Below are 15773 nucleotides of genomic sequence, written 5' to 3'. Positions count from 1 at the left end.
GATCGGCGCATGACCGTGGATCGAGAACGCGACGGCCGGACCCTGGTGATCCGGATGAACCGCCCGCACAAGCGCAATGCCATCGACGCGGAGATGACCGCGGGCCTGGACGCGGCGCTCAATGACTTCGAGGACGACCCGGGCCTGTGGGTCGCGGTCCTGACCGGCACCGAGACCATGTTCTCGGCGGGCACCGACCTGGCCGCCGGGCCCGGCGAGAAGACCGCGCGCGGCGGCGAATACGGCGTCATTCGCCGGAGTACGAGCAAGCCGATCATCGCCGCGGTCGAGGGGAACGCGCTGGGCGGCGGCATGGAATTGGTGCTGGCCAGCGATCTGGTAGTGGCCGGGCGCACCGCTACCTTCGGCCTGCCCGAGGTGCGGCGCGGGGTCATCGCGACCTGCGGCGGCCTGTTCCGCACCCACCGGGCCCTGCCGCTGAACGTCGCGAAAGAGCTCCTGCTGACCGGTGATCCGCTGACCGCCGAGCGCGCCTATCAGCTCGGCTTCGTCAATGTGGTCGCCGAACCCGGCGAGGCCGAGAAGTCGGCTCGCGAACTGGCGCAACGGATCTGCCGCAACGCGCCGGTCTCGGTGCGGGAGAGCCTCAACGCCCTCGAGCAGCTGAACTCCGCCGACGACGAGCAGGCCTGGCGCATCACCGAGGCGGCGATGGCCGCGACGCTGTCCTCCCAGGACACCGCCGAGGGCATCGCCGCCTTCCTGCAGCGCCGCGAACCCCGCTGGAGCGGACGGTAATCCCGCTATTCGACGAAGGTCATGGCCCGCTCGGCCATGGCCGTGATCGTCAGGCTCGGGTTCACGCCGACATTGGCCGGAATCGCCGCCCCGTCGCAGACGAGCAGATTCCGGTACCCGTAGACCCGATGCCGCGCGTCGATCACCCCGCTGGCGGGTGAGTCGCCGATGGCCGCGCCGCCGAGAATGTGCGCGGTGGTGGGAATGGAGAAGATCGCCTCCGGCGCCGCCGCCTGCACCACCCCGCCGATCTTGGCGGCAATCGCTTCGGCGGCCCGGTAGGCGGCCGGAATGAACTGCGGGATGGGATGGTTCGGATCCTGCACCGTGGTGAGCACCGGATACCCGGTGGGCAGCCGGAACCGCACCTTCAGCGAGACCGAGTTGTCCACCGACTCCATGGTGGTCAGCAGCATGGTGCGCCGCGACGCGTGCCGTATCCGGCTGGCCCGCGCGAACCGGACCGGATGCCGCACGATATTGGCGACGTAATGGAACGGCCGGGTGCGCCGGGTGCCGCGCGGGGTGGCGAGCGTGGTGAGCAGCGACATGATGTCGCCTCCCGCGCCGTAGGTGACCGGCTGGATATGGGTGTTCGGCTCCGGATAGACCCCGGAGGTGAGTGCCAGTCCGTGCGAGAAATCATGGGTGTCGTCGCGTGCGGTGACCCCAAGGATGGACTCGCTGTTGGTTCGCACCAGCGTCCCCAGCCGCGACGACAGGTCCGGCAAGGATCCGGAGTGCTTGCAGCGCAACAACAGTCGATTCGTGCCGAGCGCTCCGCCCGCCACCACGACACCGCCTGCCGTATGGGTCTGCCGGTCGCGGCGGAACCAACGCCCGGTGCGCTCGCTGGTCACCACATACCCGTCGCTGCCGTCGGCAGCCCCTAGCGGCCGGATGTCGGTCACGGTGCGCTCGGCCAGGATTCGCGCCCCGCGCCGCTCGGCGAACCACAGATAGTTCTTGACGAGCGTGTTCTTGGCATTGTGACGGCAGCCCAGCAGACACGACCCGCACTGGATACACCCCGCCCGTTCGGGACCCTCACCGCCGAAATACGGGTCGGGCACGGTCTTTCCGGGTTCCCCGAGGAACACGCCGACCCGGCTGCGCGCGTAGGTGTCGCCGAACCCGCGCTCGGCCGCGTATTCACGCAGCAGCGTATCGGCCGTCCCATCCTCCCCCATGCTCGTCACACCGAGCATGTATTCGGCTGTGTCGTAGTGCTTTTCGAGCTCGGCATCCCAATCGCCGAGGTGTGCCCACTGCGGATTGGCCGCGAACTCGGGCCGACTGCGATACAGCGTGTTCGCATACGTCAGCGATCCACCGCCCACCCCCGCGCCGGTCACCACGAACACGTCCTTGAACAGCGTCGGCCGGAAGATCCCCCGCATCCCCAACGCGGGCAGAAAGTAGTACCGCCGCAGCTGCGACGCCCGCTCGGCGAAGTCGTCGTCGGCGAAGCGCCGCCCCGCCTCCAGCACCCCGACGCGATGCCCCTTCTCCGCCAGCCGCAGCGCCGACACGCTCCCGCCGAACCCGGAACCGATGACCAGCCAATCGAAATCGTGTGTCATGAAGGTCCCGTCACTTGAGCGGTAGCGCGCCGTCGAGCCCGCCCACATCGCTGATCTTCCAGTCCGCATTGCTATCCACGGTCACGTTGTAGGTGACGGTCGTGCGCGCCCCATCGGGATTCTGGGCATTGGTGGAGGAGACATTGACGAAGACGTTCACCTTGTACACCCCCGCCGATTCGCTCACCACCTTCGCCGAGATCGGCGACCCGGTGGAGGTCCACTTCAACGGCGTCAGCAGATCCTGGAGTTTCGGTGCGGTGGACTCGAATTTGGTGGACAGCGCTGGCGCGGTGTTCTTCTTCAACCGCGCCACCCACGAGTCGAAATCGGCGAAGTTCACCGTGGACGCGCCGACGGCGTAATCACTGGCCACCTGCTCGGCATGGGCGTTGTCGGCGGCCGTGGCCTCGCGCGCCGAGAGGTCGTCGCGCGCGGACACCAGCTGAACGCCCAGGACGAGGGCAGTGACGGTCGGAACCGCCACCGCGGCCGACCACGCCAGCGTGCGCACCGGAACCGAGACCGCGCGTCCAGCCGCGGGCTTCCTGGATTCCGTTGGCGCCGTGCTCTCGTCGGTGGTCTTGTCGAGTTCTATGGTCATGACTGTCTCCCGATGATTACTTGACGGCGATCCGCAAACGCAGCGTGCCGTCGGGACCGGTGGCATTGAGGGCCTGGCTGATCAAGCTGCCCAGGTCCAGCCGCTGAATGAGCGGAGTCGCGGTGGCGAACAGCGGCGCGACCAGGGGAGCCAGCGGCGCGATATCGGGCCCCATGGTCCGCAACCGGTCGGTGAGCTGCTCCAGCCACGGCACCAGCCCGAGCTTGTCCTTGCTGTTCTCCTCGAAGGAATCCGGAATATTGCCCGCCCGGATCACCGCCGCGATGGAGCCGGCGACCTCCGAGACCCGCGGCCCGAAATCGGCCCACGGCCCCGAGGCGGTCAGCAAAGCCGGTTCCGCCCAATCCATATCGGTGGCATGCGACTGCAGGGCCAGCAGCATCTGCCTGATCAGATCGGTGCGGCTGACCAGCGTGGCGGCCAGCAGATCGGTGGCCCGCGAGAGCTCCGGCACCACCGCGTCGGTGCCGGCCATGGCCTGGCTGAAGGTGTCCACGATGGACGCCAGCGCCGCCGGATCGAGCTGATGCATGAGCCGGGTCGTGGTCGCGGCGACCTCGGGAATCGACACCGGCGCGGCGATCCTGGTGCCGCGCAATGTCTGTCCGTCCCGCAGGAACGGCCCGGCCCCCGACGGCGGCTCGAACTCGATATACGGTTCCCCGAGTCCGGACAGCCCATCGATACGCACCGCGCTGGCGGTCGGGATGGAATACCGATCCGACACCCGGAACCGCACCAGCACCCCGTCGGCCCCGTGCGAAACCTCGGTGACCTGCCCGACCTGCACCCCCGACAGCAGCACCTTCGAGCGCGGCAGCAGCCCGCCCGACTGCGGCACCGTCATGGCGGCGTCGATCTCGTGCCGGAACCAACTCACCCGCGCCACGCCGAAGGTCAGATACACGCTGCCCAGCACCAGGATCAGCCCGATACTGGCCAGCGAGAGAACGGAACTCGGCTTCACCGGACGACTCCGATCATTCGCAGGGCGCGCACCATGTCGTCGAGCCGGTCGGCCGCGGGATCGTCGCCGATCGCCACGGAGGTGATATTCACCTTGGGCCCGTTCTGCACGAACGGGATGATCTTGTCCTGCAACAGCGTGACCAGCCGGTTCAGATTCGACGGCGCACTCAGGTCGAGCGGATTGCGGGCCAGCAGCATCGGCACGAACGCCTTGGCCGCCGCGTCCCCGGCACGCAGCAGCGGGGCCAGCGGCACCAGCGACTGCCCGATGACGCCGAGCGAGCCGACAATGCCGAGGGTATTCACCAGCGCCTGCACATCGGCCGGAATATCGTGCGCCCCTTGCTCACTGAGCAATGTGTCGAGTTCGCGCGGATTGCCGAGCACGGCGTCGAGGTCGCGCTGGAAGGCATCGAGCGACTTGTCGAGGACCTCGAGATTGCCCGACAGGTCCCGGATATCGGACCCCAGCCGATCGACGATCCGCGCGGTGTCCTTGCTGTCGGTGGGCAGCACGGCATTGGACTGGTTGATGATCTCCTGGATCTGATGCAGCGCACCGCCGCCCACGAAGGTCGACATGCCGACCAGCAGATCCTCCACCTGCAGAGCGGGTTTGGTCTGCGCGACCGGAATGACCCCGTTCGCGGGCAGGGTGTGCGTGAAATCGCCAGGGGGAGTGGTGAGTCCGATGAAGACGTCGCCGAGGATCGTGTCCTGCCGCAGCTGTGCGGTGGTGCTCATCGGGAGCTTCACCGATTCCTGGATCTCCACCACGGCATCGATGCGCCCGGGCGCGGACGCGGACGGATCGATCACCCGCACCGAGCGCAGGCTCCCGATCTTGGCGCCATTGGCCATCACCTTGGCCTGCGCGGGCAGGTTGAGGGCATTGGCGAATTCGATGTGCACCGGATACGTCGGCCCCGACACCGAGGCGCCCGGCATCGGCACCGAGGCCGGATCGAAGGCGCATCCGGCGGGCAGCAGTGTCGCGACCGTGACGGCCAGCAGCGCGGTTCTCCTCATCGCGCACCGGCCGTTCCGAAGACCAGCGGCAGCAGATCCACATTCGCCAGTCCCTGATCGGTGTTGTGGCACGCGCCCGGCCGCAGGGCATTGAGCGCGCCGCACACCTGCTCGGCGTTCTGGGGCGGCAGCGCGACCCGCGGCGGCGCGTACCCGACCTTCACCTGCCCGGTCTGCGGATCGATGAACTGCCCGAACGCCGACAGCAGCCCCGGGATCATGTTCAAAAGTTGTTGCAGCGAACCGATTCCCGCCGAGAGCAGCTTCAACTTCGGAATCGCGGCATCGAGGCCATTGAGGATCGAGCGCCCGTACTTGTGCGCGATGGTGTTGAACCACGGCAGGATCACCAGTAGCGAATCCACGATCTCGACCGTCTCGCCCCACACCGAGTTGATGAAGCCGATGCCCTCGTTGGCCTGGGTGAGCGCCACCTTGATGTCGTTCCAGTTGATCGAAACGCTCTGGGCGAGTGAGGAGAACGCGTCCAGCATCGCCCCCAGATGCCCGACGGCCGCATCGGGATGATTCATCGCCGAGCCGAGATCTTTGATCAGCTGATTCAGCTTCGGCCCGGTCCCGGTGGTCGACTTGTCGAAGGCCTGCACGGCAGCCCGCAGCCGATCCTGTTGCGCCGGATCACCATTGCCGTTGAGCTGCTCAGCGAGGTGGGAGAACGCCTCTAGAGTCTGGGTGAGGCTCTTGGGCGTGAACGTCTTGGTCACGCAGGTGCCGGTGGGCCAGCGGTCGGGAGCCTTGCTGTCGCCCAGCACTTCCAGATCCCGATCGGCGACCAGCGTGTCCGACACGGTGGTGGCGGTGACCTGACCGTGCAGCGGGTGTGCGGCGTCCACGGTGAAAGCCACACGCACGGAACCGTTCTCCGGTTCCACGGCGGTGACCTTGCCGACCGGGATGCCGAGCATGGTGACGTGATTGCCCGGGTAGAGACCGATGGCATCGGGCATGATCGCGCAGTAGCCGACGGTCTTCTTCACCGGGTCGAACGCGATCAGGTAGGCGACCAGGGCGACCAGCACCATCACTGTCACCCCGACCGTGGTGATGAATCCCTGTGATCCGAGAAAGCGTTTCATCAGCAGTCCCTCCCCGGCACCGGAACGCAGACCTGCGACGCGGTGATGACGATCCCCGACTGGTCGACCACCACCCCGTCCTTGGCCCCGGCCGCCGCGGACAGCCGGTTCTTCAGCTCGCCGAGATTGGTCAGCACCTGGTCGAAGCGCCGACCCAGATCCTCCAACTGCGGCACCGCCTGCTCCAGCTTGTCCGCCAGCGGTTCGAGTTCGTTGTGCCAGGCGGGCTCGACGCCCGCGATCCTGGCCAGCAATTGCGCTGTGACGGTGAGTGATTCGGCGATCTCGGCCTTCTTGGCCAGACCGTCGGTCTCCAGCGCGCCGATCTTGCGCAGGAAGGTGCCCAGCAGCGACCGGTTGCCGTCGATGGCGGTGAGGTACTCGTCCATCACGGTCAGCGACCGCGACACCGCCATGTTCTGCCGATTGATCAACCCGACCAGGCTCTGCACGGCCTCACCCATGCGCCGCAAGCCTTCCGGGCTGCCGGTCAACGAATCCTGCAGCGCGTCGAAGTTCTTGCGCAGGGTATCGCCGTCGACCTGCGCGATGGGGGCGGTGGCGTCTTGCAGGGTGCGAATCAGGCTGTAGGGCAAGCGGACTCGCTCGGCGGGAATCGTGTGCCCGCCCAAAGCCTTGTCCCCGGCGGGGAAGGCCGCGATGTAATGCCCGCCCACCACGGTGAGCATCCGCACTTCCAAACTCGTCTGATCACCCAGATGCACGTTGTCGTTCACCGTGAACGCCATCCGCACCCGATCCGGCAGCAGCTCCAGGGATTTCACCGCGCCGACATGAATACCCGCGACCCGGATCTCATCGCCCACCTTCACCGCCCGTGCCTCGCTCAAATCCGCCGTGTACGTGCGCTTTCCGATCGGCAGCACATAGAACGCGGCGGTGGCCACCAGCAGCACGGCCAGCACCGCCGCGCCGATCAGCCCGTACCGCAGTTCCCGGGCGGCCGTGCCCGGCTTCAGCTTCGGCATATCGACACCCGCTGCCCGCTGATCAGCACCGAGAACGGCGCGGGCACCTCGGCGGGCCCCTTCGAGCACGACAGCTTGACCTCACCGGCCGTCGGCCCGGCCGGCGGCAGCAGATTGGCCAGCGACTGCAGCAGCCCGGGCAGCCGCCCGAGCACATCGAGCGCTTGGTTCGGATCGGGGAACAACAGCTGCAGGTCCTTCTCCAGGGTCGGATTCGAGGTCTCGGTCAGGCCGAGGGTTTCCAGCAGGCTGTTCAGCGGCGCCAGCGCCGAGGGCGCGACCGCCGCGAAATGCAGCAGCCCGTCGAGCTCGGTGCGGAAGGAGGTGAACACATCGGCCAGACCCTCGAGCAGCGTCACCAATTGCGGTGACTTGCCGCCGATCTGGTCGGAGATGGCCTGCAGATTCGACAACACCAGCGACAGCACCGCCTGTTTGTCGGTGACATAGCGGCTGAGCTTCTCGAAGGCGTCCAGCGCGGGCCCGATGCCATTGCCGTTGCCCTGGACCACCGCCAGCACGCTCTCGGTGAACTGGTTGAGCGCACCGGGCGAGAACTCCTGCAATACCGGCTGGAGTCCGTTGAACAGCTGGGTGATGTCGAAGGACGGCACCGTCCTCTCCGCGCTCACCGTCGATCCCGCGCGCAGCCGCTCACCCGGCGTATCCGGTTGCCGCACATCGACATACCGCTGCCCGGTCAGTGTCTGATAGCGAATCGCCAGCCCGCTGGTCACATAGAACGGCCGGTCCCGCTGCACGGTGAACCCGATGACCGCGCGTGCGCCCTTCAGATCGATGGCGGTCACCTTGCCCACCTGCACCCCGAACATGCGCACGTCATCACCGGTCTTCAACCCGCTCACATCGGTGAATTCGGCCTTGTACGACACGGTTTCGCCGCCGACAGGCCGCACGATGGCATTGACCACCACCAGCAGCAAGGCGATCATGACCGCGGCGAAAGCCCCCAGCCGCCACAGGATTCCGCCCAGGCTCCGCTGTCTCATCGCCCGGCCCCCAGCAGCGTGACGGCCACATTCAGCGTCGGCCCGCCCGGCGTATCGGCGAACATCCGATTCACCCGGTCGATGGTCTCGGTGAGCTGACCGTGCGAGAGCGCCGGATCCGGCACGGTGTCGGCGAGCGCCTGCACCACCGGGGCCAGCGGATCGGTGAATCCGCCGAAGCTCTGGTACACCACGTCGAGGGTGCGCGCGACGCCCTCCAACACGCCCTGGCGCAGCATGCTGATCGAGGCGTTGTAGCGCTCACGGTCGGTCTGGAAGATCTCGATATCCATGATGGCCTTGGCCAATTTGAAGGTCGCCGAGGTGAACGCGCCGAAGCCGTTGAAGAACCCGGCGTACTTCGCCAGCAGGTACGACGACGGGTACTGCTGGGTGTCGGCCACCGCCCGGCTGAGCTCGATCACCGCCTGCAGCACCGGGGTGAAGGCGTGCAGATCGCTGTTGAACTGGGTGAGCAGCTGCGTCAGCTTGGGCGTGAGCACCTCGGTGGAGGTCTGGGTGAGCGAGCGCAGCAGCGCGCCCATGGTGACATCGCTGACCCGGCCGCCCAATTCGATGACCTGCCCGCTGCGCAGCGGAGTGCCGCCGGGCGCGGCATGCAGGACCACCGCGCTGATCCCGAAGAGGTTCTCCGGCGCGTAATCCACGGCGAGGGCATCGGTGAGCCCGGCGGTCTGTCCCGGATCCAGATCCAACGTGAGCAGCTGGCGGCCCTGCTCCAACGGCCGCACCCCGTCGATGCGCCCGATGGCCACCCCGTCGAAGCGCACTGTCGTCCCCGGCACGATGCCCTCGCCGATCTGCTCGGTGCGCAACTGGATTCGCAGGCGCGCGCCCGCGCCGCGCTGGTCGAGGGTGTTCCACAGCAGTACCGCCAGCACGACCAGCAGCACGGCGAGCACCCCCAGGAGGCGGGATCGGCCACGGCCGATGCGCACTCCGGGAATCGCATAGTTCGGCATTGACCTACCCGGGGAATTCGATAGAGGAATTGATGCCCCACAGCAACAGCGTCAGCACCATGTCCAGGCCGATGATGGCCACAAAACTGGCGCGCACCGCGCGACCGGAGGCGATGCCCACGCCTTCGGGCCCGCCGGTGGCGAAGAAGCCGTAGTAGCAGTGGATCAGGATCACCGCGACACCGAAGACGAGGATCTTCACGACCGCCGCGAGAATGTCGTAGCCGCTGGTGAATTGGAAGAAATAGTGGTCGTACACGCCGCCCGCCTGACCGTGCAGCAGCACGATCACCGTGGAGCAGGACAGGTAGGACAGGATCAGCGCGATCAGGAAGGTCGGCACGATGGCGACCGCACCCGCGATCACGCGGGTGGTCACCACGAACGGAACCGACCGCAGGCCAAGCGATTCCAACGCGTCGATCTCCTCGGAGATGCGCATGGCCCCGATCTCGGCGGTCATCCGGCAGCCCGCCTGCGCGGCGAAACCGATTGCGGCGGCAATGGGTCCGAGCTCACGGGTATTCGCGAACGCCGACACCACACCCGACACCGAACCCAGGCCGATGAGGTTGAGCGCCGCGAACGCCTGGATACCCACGCCCGCCCCGATGGACAGGCCCAGCACGACCAGCATGGGCACGGTGCCGCCGCCGACGATCAAAGAGCCACGGCCCCAAGCCATATCGGTGATGGTGCGCAGGATCTGGGCGCGATAGTGCCGCACCGTCAGTGGAATCCCGGCCAGCGCCTGCGCGAGGAATCCGAGCATGAACCCGGCGTTCTCCAGCGGCGTCCACGCCCGGCCGGAACTCCGCGCCAGCCGCGCGGCGGTGCGAAAACCCCTGGGCACATACGGAGTAGCGGTCATCATGCCACCCGCATCGGCAGGAACATGGTGACCACCTGGGTGAGCACCAGATTGATGACGATGATCGCCGCCACCGACAGCACCACCGCCGCGTTCACCCCGTCGGCCACCCCGCGCGGCCCGCCCCGTGCCTCCAGCCCGCGCTGGCATGCCACGATCACCACCACGAAGCCGAACAGCACGGCCTTGGCCAGCGAGATCCACACATCGGTGAGGACGGTGAACGCGCCGAAGGTGGCCCAGTAGCTGCCGGGCGTCACATTCTGCGCGCCGATGGCGACGAAGTATCCGGCCACGATGCCGACGAAGATGACGAGGATATTCAGCAGCGGCGCAACCAGAACCATGGCCGCCACCCGCGGAATCACCAGCCGGTGCACCGGATCGATGCCCATCACCCGCAGCGCGTCGATCTCCTCGCGCACGGTGCGCGCCCCCAGATCCGAGGCGATGGCCGACGCGCCCGCACCGCCGAGCAGCAGCCCCGTCGCGATGGGCGCGCCCTGCTGGATGACACCCAGTCCACCGGCCGCGCCGATCAGCGAATCCGCGCCCAGCTGGTGGATCAGATTGCCCACCTGCACCGACACCACCACCCCGAACGGCACCGCCATGAGAATGGCGGGAATCGCCGTCACGGTGACGAGATACCAAGCCTGCGAGAACATCTCGCGCCACTGGAACTTCCCGACGACCAGATCCCGCCCGCCGCCGCGCAGCGATTCGGCCCCCAGATCGACGGTCCGCCCGAAGGTGCGCAGACTCGCGACCGCGACATTCGAGAAGTTGTCGCGCACGATCCGCAAGCTCTCGGGCTGCATCCATTTCCTCCCTACGGCTCTCCCCGCCCGAGCCGAAACCCGAGGCGCCGAGCCCTTTCCGCACCGCGTGCGTCTGCCCTTGTCAGCACGCTATGCACCCCCGCTACCGCTGCCCATGGCACAGCCAGCCAGCCGGTTGACGTTTTCCGACGTGATCGCCGTCACCCGCCACTCGATCGGCGAGCGTGACTGAGCGCGTTGACAGAAGTCCAACCCGTCATCCCGGCGCGCTTTTGGCCGGGATCTCGCTGTCCGAGGTGGATTCCGGCCAAAAACACGCCGGAATGACGATGAGACACGCCGGGATGACGATGGGAACTGTCGACCAGGCGCTCAGGAGGCGCGGGGGAGGAGGGCGAGGGTCTTGGCGGCGAAGTCGGCGAGGGAGGCGGCGATGGGCTCGGGGGTGCCGTCGGCTCGCGGGTCCGCGCCGGCGGCGAGGTCGCAGTGGAGGTAGCCGGGGAACCAGTGGACGTTGTCGGACGGATAGACGCCCAGGCCCTCGATGACGCGGGTGAAGCTGGACTGGCCCATGAGGTTGATGAAAGGCAGCCGGGCCGCGCCTTTTTCGTGCCGGAGCGGGGAGAGCGAGCCGGTGCGGCAGCCGCCGAGGACCGCGGCGGCATCGAGGTTCTGGCGCAGGGGGAAGTAGTCCTCGAAGACGTTGAGCCGCCCGCCCGCGAGGATCTTCGCCAGTTCGACCAGGCTCACCACCTCGGTGGCGGCGGTGGCCATCGGTATCCCGGTGCGCGTGAATTGTCCCGGCGCGTCCGGCGTTCCGCAGCGGTCGTAATCGCGCCAGCCGTACAGCGTCTCGAACGAGGTCGGGCTGAAGCGGGGCGCGGTGCCGCAGGCGGCGGTGTAGAGCGGCCGCACACCGCGCCGCTGACCCGCCTCGAACGAGAGCGGGAAGGTGCGTGGCGCGACCTCCGCGCTGTCGAGGGTGCCGCAGCTCATGGACAGGATGCCCATATTGACCGAGGTGTGCGCACCGCCGAGCAGGCCCAGCACGGCCTGGTTGGTGAGTCGCAATTTGCGGTAATCGGGTGTCCCGGTGAGGAATTCCCGCCACGTGCGGGCGGTCGAACCGCGCACCACGGTGTCCGCGGTGCCGCGCTCGGGCAACAGCCGAAGAATGTCGGACTCCTCGTGCGGCGCGAGGGTGGCGGCCGCGCCCACCGCGGCGACGATCGCGAAGGCCTCGGCATTGCCCCAGCCACCGCGCAGCACCGCCGTGCTGCGTGGCGCGAGTCCGCGGCGCATGGCCGCCGGGATCCGCTCGAGTGTCCGGGCGAGCGCACCCAGCGGCCGGGCCAGCGCCCGCCGGTCGTGCAACCGCAGCGGATCCAGATGGGTGATCGTGTCCAGCGCCACCAGCCCGGCGATCTGCTCGTGCCCGGGCCGTCCGGCGAAGTCCCACGCGGCGTAGGTGCCCGCCTGGATCCCGCCGAGCGAATGCCCGCCCAGGATCAGCTTCTGCCCTCGCACATCGGGATCGGGGATCTCCCGGCGCAGCACCTCATGGGTGTCCTCGACCGTGCGCGCCGTACCGAATTCGGCCAGGAACCCGAGCTCGCGGTCGCGCTGGAAGCCGCCGAAAAAGCGTCCGCCGACCGGCTTTCCGCCGTAGTAGTAGTCGAAGGCCAGGTGATAGTCGCCCTCGGCCATGGCGACCTCGATCGCCGAATGGTCCTCCACACCGTTCGCGCGCCGATCCAGCACCCACACCTCGGCGGTCACCCCGGCCGCGGCCAGATTGCGAACGGTATTGCGGCCCAGCGGTTGTAGCGACCGGGCACCCGCGATGGCCCCGGGCAGCAGGGCGATCACCACGTCGGCGGCGGCCGGATCCTCGGGCCCGGCGGACAGCGTGACCCGCAAATGCCGCAGCTCGTCGCAGTCGGCCGGGTGTGCCGGGAAGCCGTCGGGCAGCGGCACGTGATGGGTCACCATGCTCAGCCGGATGCCGTCCGTGACCTCCAGGACCTCCTCGGTACGTGTCACTGCCGAACCTCCCCGTGCGATACCGGCCGCGTCGATGCGGTCGGATCACGGTAGGCCCATTGCCGCGATCATGGCCCTGACCGGCGGCAACGCGGCGGGAAGGGTGAATATTCTGTCTGTCTGGGTCAATTTTCTCGGATTATCCGTTAACATGCGGCACACTATCGTTTGTAAGTTGTGCCACACTGGCCAGCCTGAGTTGATGCAGAGCGCCATACCCGTGCATGGCCACCTGCTGGAAGTCGATGAGGACCGCGCGCACATGTTCGACTGGGATCTACTGAGAAACACCTCCAGCGTCCACATCATGACGCGGATAGCCGAAGAGCGGGGGATGCCCGCGGTGGCCTGTCTGGCTGGGACAGGACTTCCGGTCGAGGCGGTGATCGATCCGAATGCCGAGGTCACGGCCCGGCAGGAGCTCACCGTGGTGCGCAATCTGCTGGCCCGCTTCGGCGACGAACCCGGCCTGGGCGTGGAAGCCGGTAGCCGGTACCACATCTCGCTGTACGGGCCCTGGGGTCTGGCCATGCTGTCGAGCCGCACGCTGCGCGACGCGGTCGAGGTGGCGCTGCGCTATGTGGAGCTGGCCTTCGCGTTCGGCCAGCTCGCCTTCGAGGAGTCCGACGGCCGGGCCCGGCTGGTCTTCGACGACCGCGAGGTGCCCGAGGACGTGCGCGGATTCCTGACCGAGCGGGTCATGACCGGCATCCAGATGCTCGGCAAGGAACTGTTCTCCGTCGGAATCCCGGTGGCGCGCCTGGCCTTCCGGCACGGCGGACCCGAGGACACCACCCGGTACCGCGAGGCGTTCGGCATCGAACCCGAGTTCGGCGCTGCCCGCAACGAGTTCGTCTTCGACGCGGCCTACCTGGATCTGCCGCTGCCGCAGGCCAATGAATGGGCGCGCGGCACCTGCGAGCAACTCTGCCGCGACCTGCTGGCACGCCGGCACGCGCGGGTCGGGGTGGCGGGCGCGGTGCGGGATCTGCTGGTGCGCAATCCCGGTCAGATCCCGGATCAGGCGACGGTCGCGGCCGATCTGTTCATGAGCCCGCGTACTCTGTCGCGGCGGCTCAGTGAGGAGGGCACCTCCTTCCGCGCCCTGCTGGACGAGGTGCGGCAGGCGCTGTCGGAGGAGCTGCTGGACTTCACCGATATGACCACCGAACAGGTCGCCGCGCGGCTGGGATATGCGGAGGCGGCGTCGTTCATTCGCGCGTTCCGGCGCTGGAAGGGCTGTCCGCCACAGGAATACCGCACCCGCCACGGCCGCATGGTGAACCGGGTGCCCGAACTGGTGTAACCGCGTCAGGAAATATCAATCGCCCGTCCGCGACGGCCCTGGTTGGGCCGCCCCGACCCCGGATAGCGTCCCCGGGACATCGGTAGCGCGGAAGGGTGCGACGTGGAAAAAAGCCCAGCCCGGGGACGAGGAATTCGACTTCGATTGGATTGTGGTCGGCAGCGGGTTCGGGGCCAGCGTCAGCGCATTGCGTCTGTCCGAGAAGGGATATCGGGTCGGCGTGCTCGAACAGGGCCGCCGCTTCGCCGATCACGAATTCGCCGAGAAGGCCACGCAGCTGCGGAAATTCCTGTGGCTGCCGTCGCTGGGAATGCGCGGGATATTGCGGCTGGCGCCCTACAAACACGTGATGGTGTTGGCCGGAGTGGGTGTCGGCGGCGGGAGCCTGGTGTACGCCAACACCATGTATCAGCCGCAGAGCGATGACTTCTACCGGCATCCGCAATGGGGTGAATTGGCGGACTGGCGTGCGGAATTGGCGCCGCATTTCGAGACCGCGCGACGCATGTTCGGGGTCGAGCCGTATCCGGGGGAACGGCCGGTGGACGGGCTCATGCGGGAACTCGCGGGGGAACTCGGTGTGCCGGAAGGATATCGGCACACGCCTATCGCGGTGTATTTCGGGGAACCCGGGAAAACGGTGGCGGATCCGTATTTCGACGGCGCCGGACCGGCGCGCACCGGGTGTGTGCGGTGCGGGCAGTGCATGCTCGGGTGCCGGTACGGGGCGAAGAACAGTCTGCCGAAGAATTACCTGTGGCTGGCCGAGGCGGCCGGGGCGCGGGTGCTATCGGATCTGAAAGTCGTCGATATCGTGCCGGTGGGTGCGAGCGACGGCGCGGACGGATATCGGGTGCGGGCGCGGCGGCCGGGCCGGTGGGGCAGGGGGACAGCGGAATTCACCGCGCGCGGCGTGGTGGTCGCGGCGGGGGCGCTGGGGACCAATGAGCTGCTGGCGGCGTGCAAGCGCGGGGGTTCGCTGCCGGAGTTGTCGGATCGGCTGGGGGAGGTGGTGCGCACCAATGACGAGTCGATTCCGGCGGCGTCGAGTGCCGATCGGGAGGCGGATTACCGCAGCGATGCGGCGATCACCTCGAGCGTATTCCTCGATGAGCACACGCATTTCACCAACAACACCTACGGCGACGGCGGTGCGTTGCTCGCACTGACCTACGGCCCCGCCACCACCGCGGCCACCGTGCTGGGCAGGTGGGGACAATTCCTGCGGGACTATCCCGGCTATCTGCTGGGTTTGCTCCTGCGGCCTCGATGGTCGCGGCGCACAGTCATTTTCACCGTCATGCGCGGCACCGATGTGGCCTTGCGACTGCGCCGGGGCCGGGGTCCCGGCGGGTTGCAGACCGAGGCGGTGGGGGAGGCGCCCGGCGGGGAGTCGGCGGTCGAGGTCGCGCGGCGGATCGCGACGCTGGCCGCGCGCCGCATGAACGGGCGGCCGCTCGCGGCGCTCGGTGAAACGCTGGGTTCCGCGCCCATGACCGCGCATTTCCTGGGCGGTGCGGTCATCGGCGCGGACCGCGAGCACGGCGTGATCGACCGGCAGCACCGGGTTTTCGGGTACACGAACCTGCTGGTGTGCGACGGGTCGGCGGTGCCCGCCAATGTCGGCGTCAATCCCAGCCTGACCATCTGTGCGATGGCGGAGGCCGCCATGGCGCACGTGCCGCACGCCGCCGTCGTTCTGCCGTAACCGGCTGGGCCATCACAAG

14 protein-coding genes are annotated in these 15773 nt (G+C 67.9%); 3 read left to right on the top strand and 11 right to left on the bottom strand.

Annotation, left to right across the window (positions count from 1 at the left end; genetic code table 11):
* Window positions 1–9 precede the first annotated feature (9 nt).
* The gene (locus tag ON43_RS22280; RefSeq protein ID WP_040810542.1) at window positions 10–759 is read left to right on the top strand and encodes an enoyl-CoA hydratase-related protein; all 750 of its coding nucleotides are present in this window, start codon (window positions 10–12) and stop codon (window positions 757–759) included.
* A 5-nt stretch (window positions 760–764) separates the two neighbouring features.
* On the opposite strand, the gene ON43_RS22275 is transcribed toward ON43_RS22280, so the two are convergent.
* The 11 genes from ON43_RS22275 to ON43_RS22225 all read right to left on the bottom strand — a co-directional run bounded on the left by ON43_RS22275 (window position 765) and on the right by ON43_RS22225 (window position 12740).
* On the bottom strand, window positions 765–2342 hold the full coding sequence (locus tag ON43_RS22275; RefSeq protein WP_040810433.1) for a GMC family oxidoreductase: 1578 nt from the start codon (window positions 2340–2342) through the stop codon (window positions 765–767).
* Window positions 2343–2352: 10 nt separating this feature from the next.
* The gene (locus ON43_RS22270; RefSeq protein WP_040810424.1) at window positions 2353–2946 is read right to left on the bottom strand and encodes a hypothetical protein; all 594 of its coding nucleotides are present in this window, start codon (window positions 2944–2946) and stop codon (window positions 2353–2355) included.
* A 16-nt stretch (window positions 2947–2962) separates the two neighbouring features.
* Window positions 2963–3934: an MlaD family protein gene (locus ON43_RS22265; protein WP_040810422.1), complete on the bottom strand. Its 972-nt coding sequence runs from the start codon at window positions 3932–3934 to the stop codon at window positions 2963–2965.
* Window positions 3931–4965 carry an MlaD family protein gene (locus ON43_RS22260; RefSeq protein ID WP_051178908.1) on the bottom strand — a complete coding sequence of 345 codons (1035 nt, stop codon included), beginning with the start codon at window positions 4963–4965 and terminating at the stop codon, window positions 3931–3933. Before ON43_RS22260 ends, ON43_RS22265 begins: the two co-directional genes overlap by 4 nt.
* Window positions 4962–6062 (bottom strand): MlaD family protein, encoded by a 1101-nt coding sequence (locus ON43_RS22255; protein ID WP_040810420.1) that lies wholly within the window; start codon window positions 6060–6062, stop codon window positions 4962–4964. The genes ON43_RS22260 and ON43_RS22255 overlap by 4 nt, the downstream gene beginning before the upstream one ends.
* Window positions 6062–7051 (bottom strand): MlaD family protein, encoded by a 990-nt coding sequence (locus ON43_RS22250; RefSeq protein WP_040810418.1) that lies wholly within the window; start codon window positions 7049–7051, stop codon window positions 6062–6064. The genes ON43_RS22255 and ON43_RS22250 overlap by 1 nt, the downstream gene beginning before the upstream one ends.
* Window positions 7039–8061 carry an MlaD family protein gene (locus ON43_RS22245; RefSeq protein WP_040810416.1) on the bottom strand — a complete coding sequence of 341 codons (1023 nt, stop codon included), beginning with the start codon at window positions 8059–8061 and terminating at the stop codon, window positions 7039–7041. Before ON43_RS22245 ends, ON43_RS22250 begins: the two co-directional genes overlap by 13 nt.
* Entirely contained in the window at window positions 8058–9044 is a 987-nt protein-coding gene (locus tag ON43_RS22240) for an MlaD family protein (protein WP_040810414.1), read from the bottom strand. Before ON43_RS22240 ends, ON43_RS22245 begins: the two co-directional genes overlap by 4 nt.
* Window positions 9045–9048: 4 nt before the next feature.
* Window positions 9049–9915 carry an ABC transporter permease gene (locus ON43_RS22235; RefSeq protein ID WP_040810412.1) on the bottom strand — a complete coding sequence of 289 codons (867 nt, stop codon included), beginning with the start codon at window positions 9913–9915 and terminating at the stop codon, window positions 9049–9051.
* Window positions 9915–10736, bottom strand: coding sequence for an MlaE family ABC transporter permease (locus ON43_RS22230; protein ID WP_040810410.1), 822 nt, complete (start codon window positions 10734–10736; stop codon window positions 9915–9917). The genes ON43_RS22235 and ON43_RS22230 overlap by 1 nt, the downstream gene beginning before the upstream one ends.
* A 333-nt stretch (window positions 10737–11069) precedes the next feature.
* Window positions 11070–12740 (bottom strand): alpha/beta fold hydrolase, encoded by a 1671-nt coding sequence (locus tag ON43_RS22225; protein ID WP_040810408.1) that lies wholly within the window; start codon window positions 12738–12740, stop codon window positions 11070–11072.
* A 202-nt stretch (window positions 12741–12942) separates the two neighbouring features.
* Here ON43_RS22225 and ON43_RS22220 point away from each other — a divergent pair, with 202 nt between their 5' ends.
* Window positions 12943–14046 carry an AraC family transcriptional regulator gene (locus tag ON43_RS22220; protein WP_218003323.1) on the top strand — a complete coding sequence of 368 codons (1104 nt, stop codon included), beginning with the start codon at window positions 12943–12945 and terminating at the stop codon, window positions 14044–14046.
* A 151-nt stretch (window positions 14047–14197) separates the two neighbouring features.
* Window positions 14198–15754, top strand: a complete 1557-nt coding sequence (locus ON43_RS22215) for a GMC oxidoreductase (protein ID WP_245568689.1) — start codon at window positions 14198–14200, stop codon at window positions 15752–15754.
* Window positions 15755–15773 lie beyond the last annotated feature (19 nt).

Origin of the sequence: Nocardia concava NBRC 100430 (assembly GCF_000308815.1) — a bacterium.
Classification (GTDB): domain Bacteria; phylum Actinomycetota; class Actinomycetes; order Mycobacteriales; family Mycobacteriaceae; genus Nocardia; species Nocardia concava.
This window is presented reverse-complemented; position numbering and strand designations above follow the sequence as displayed.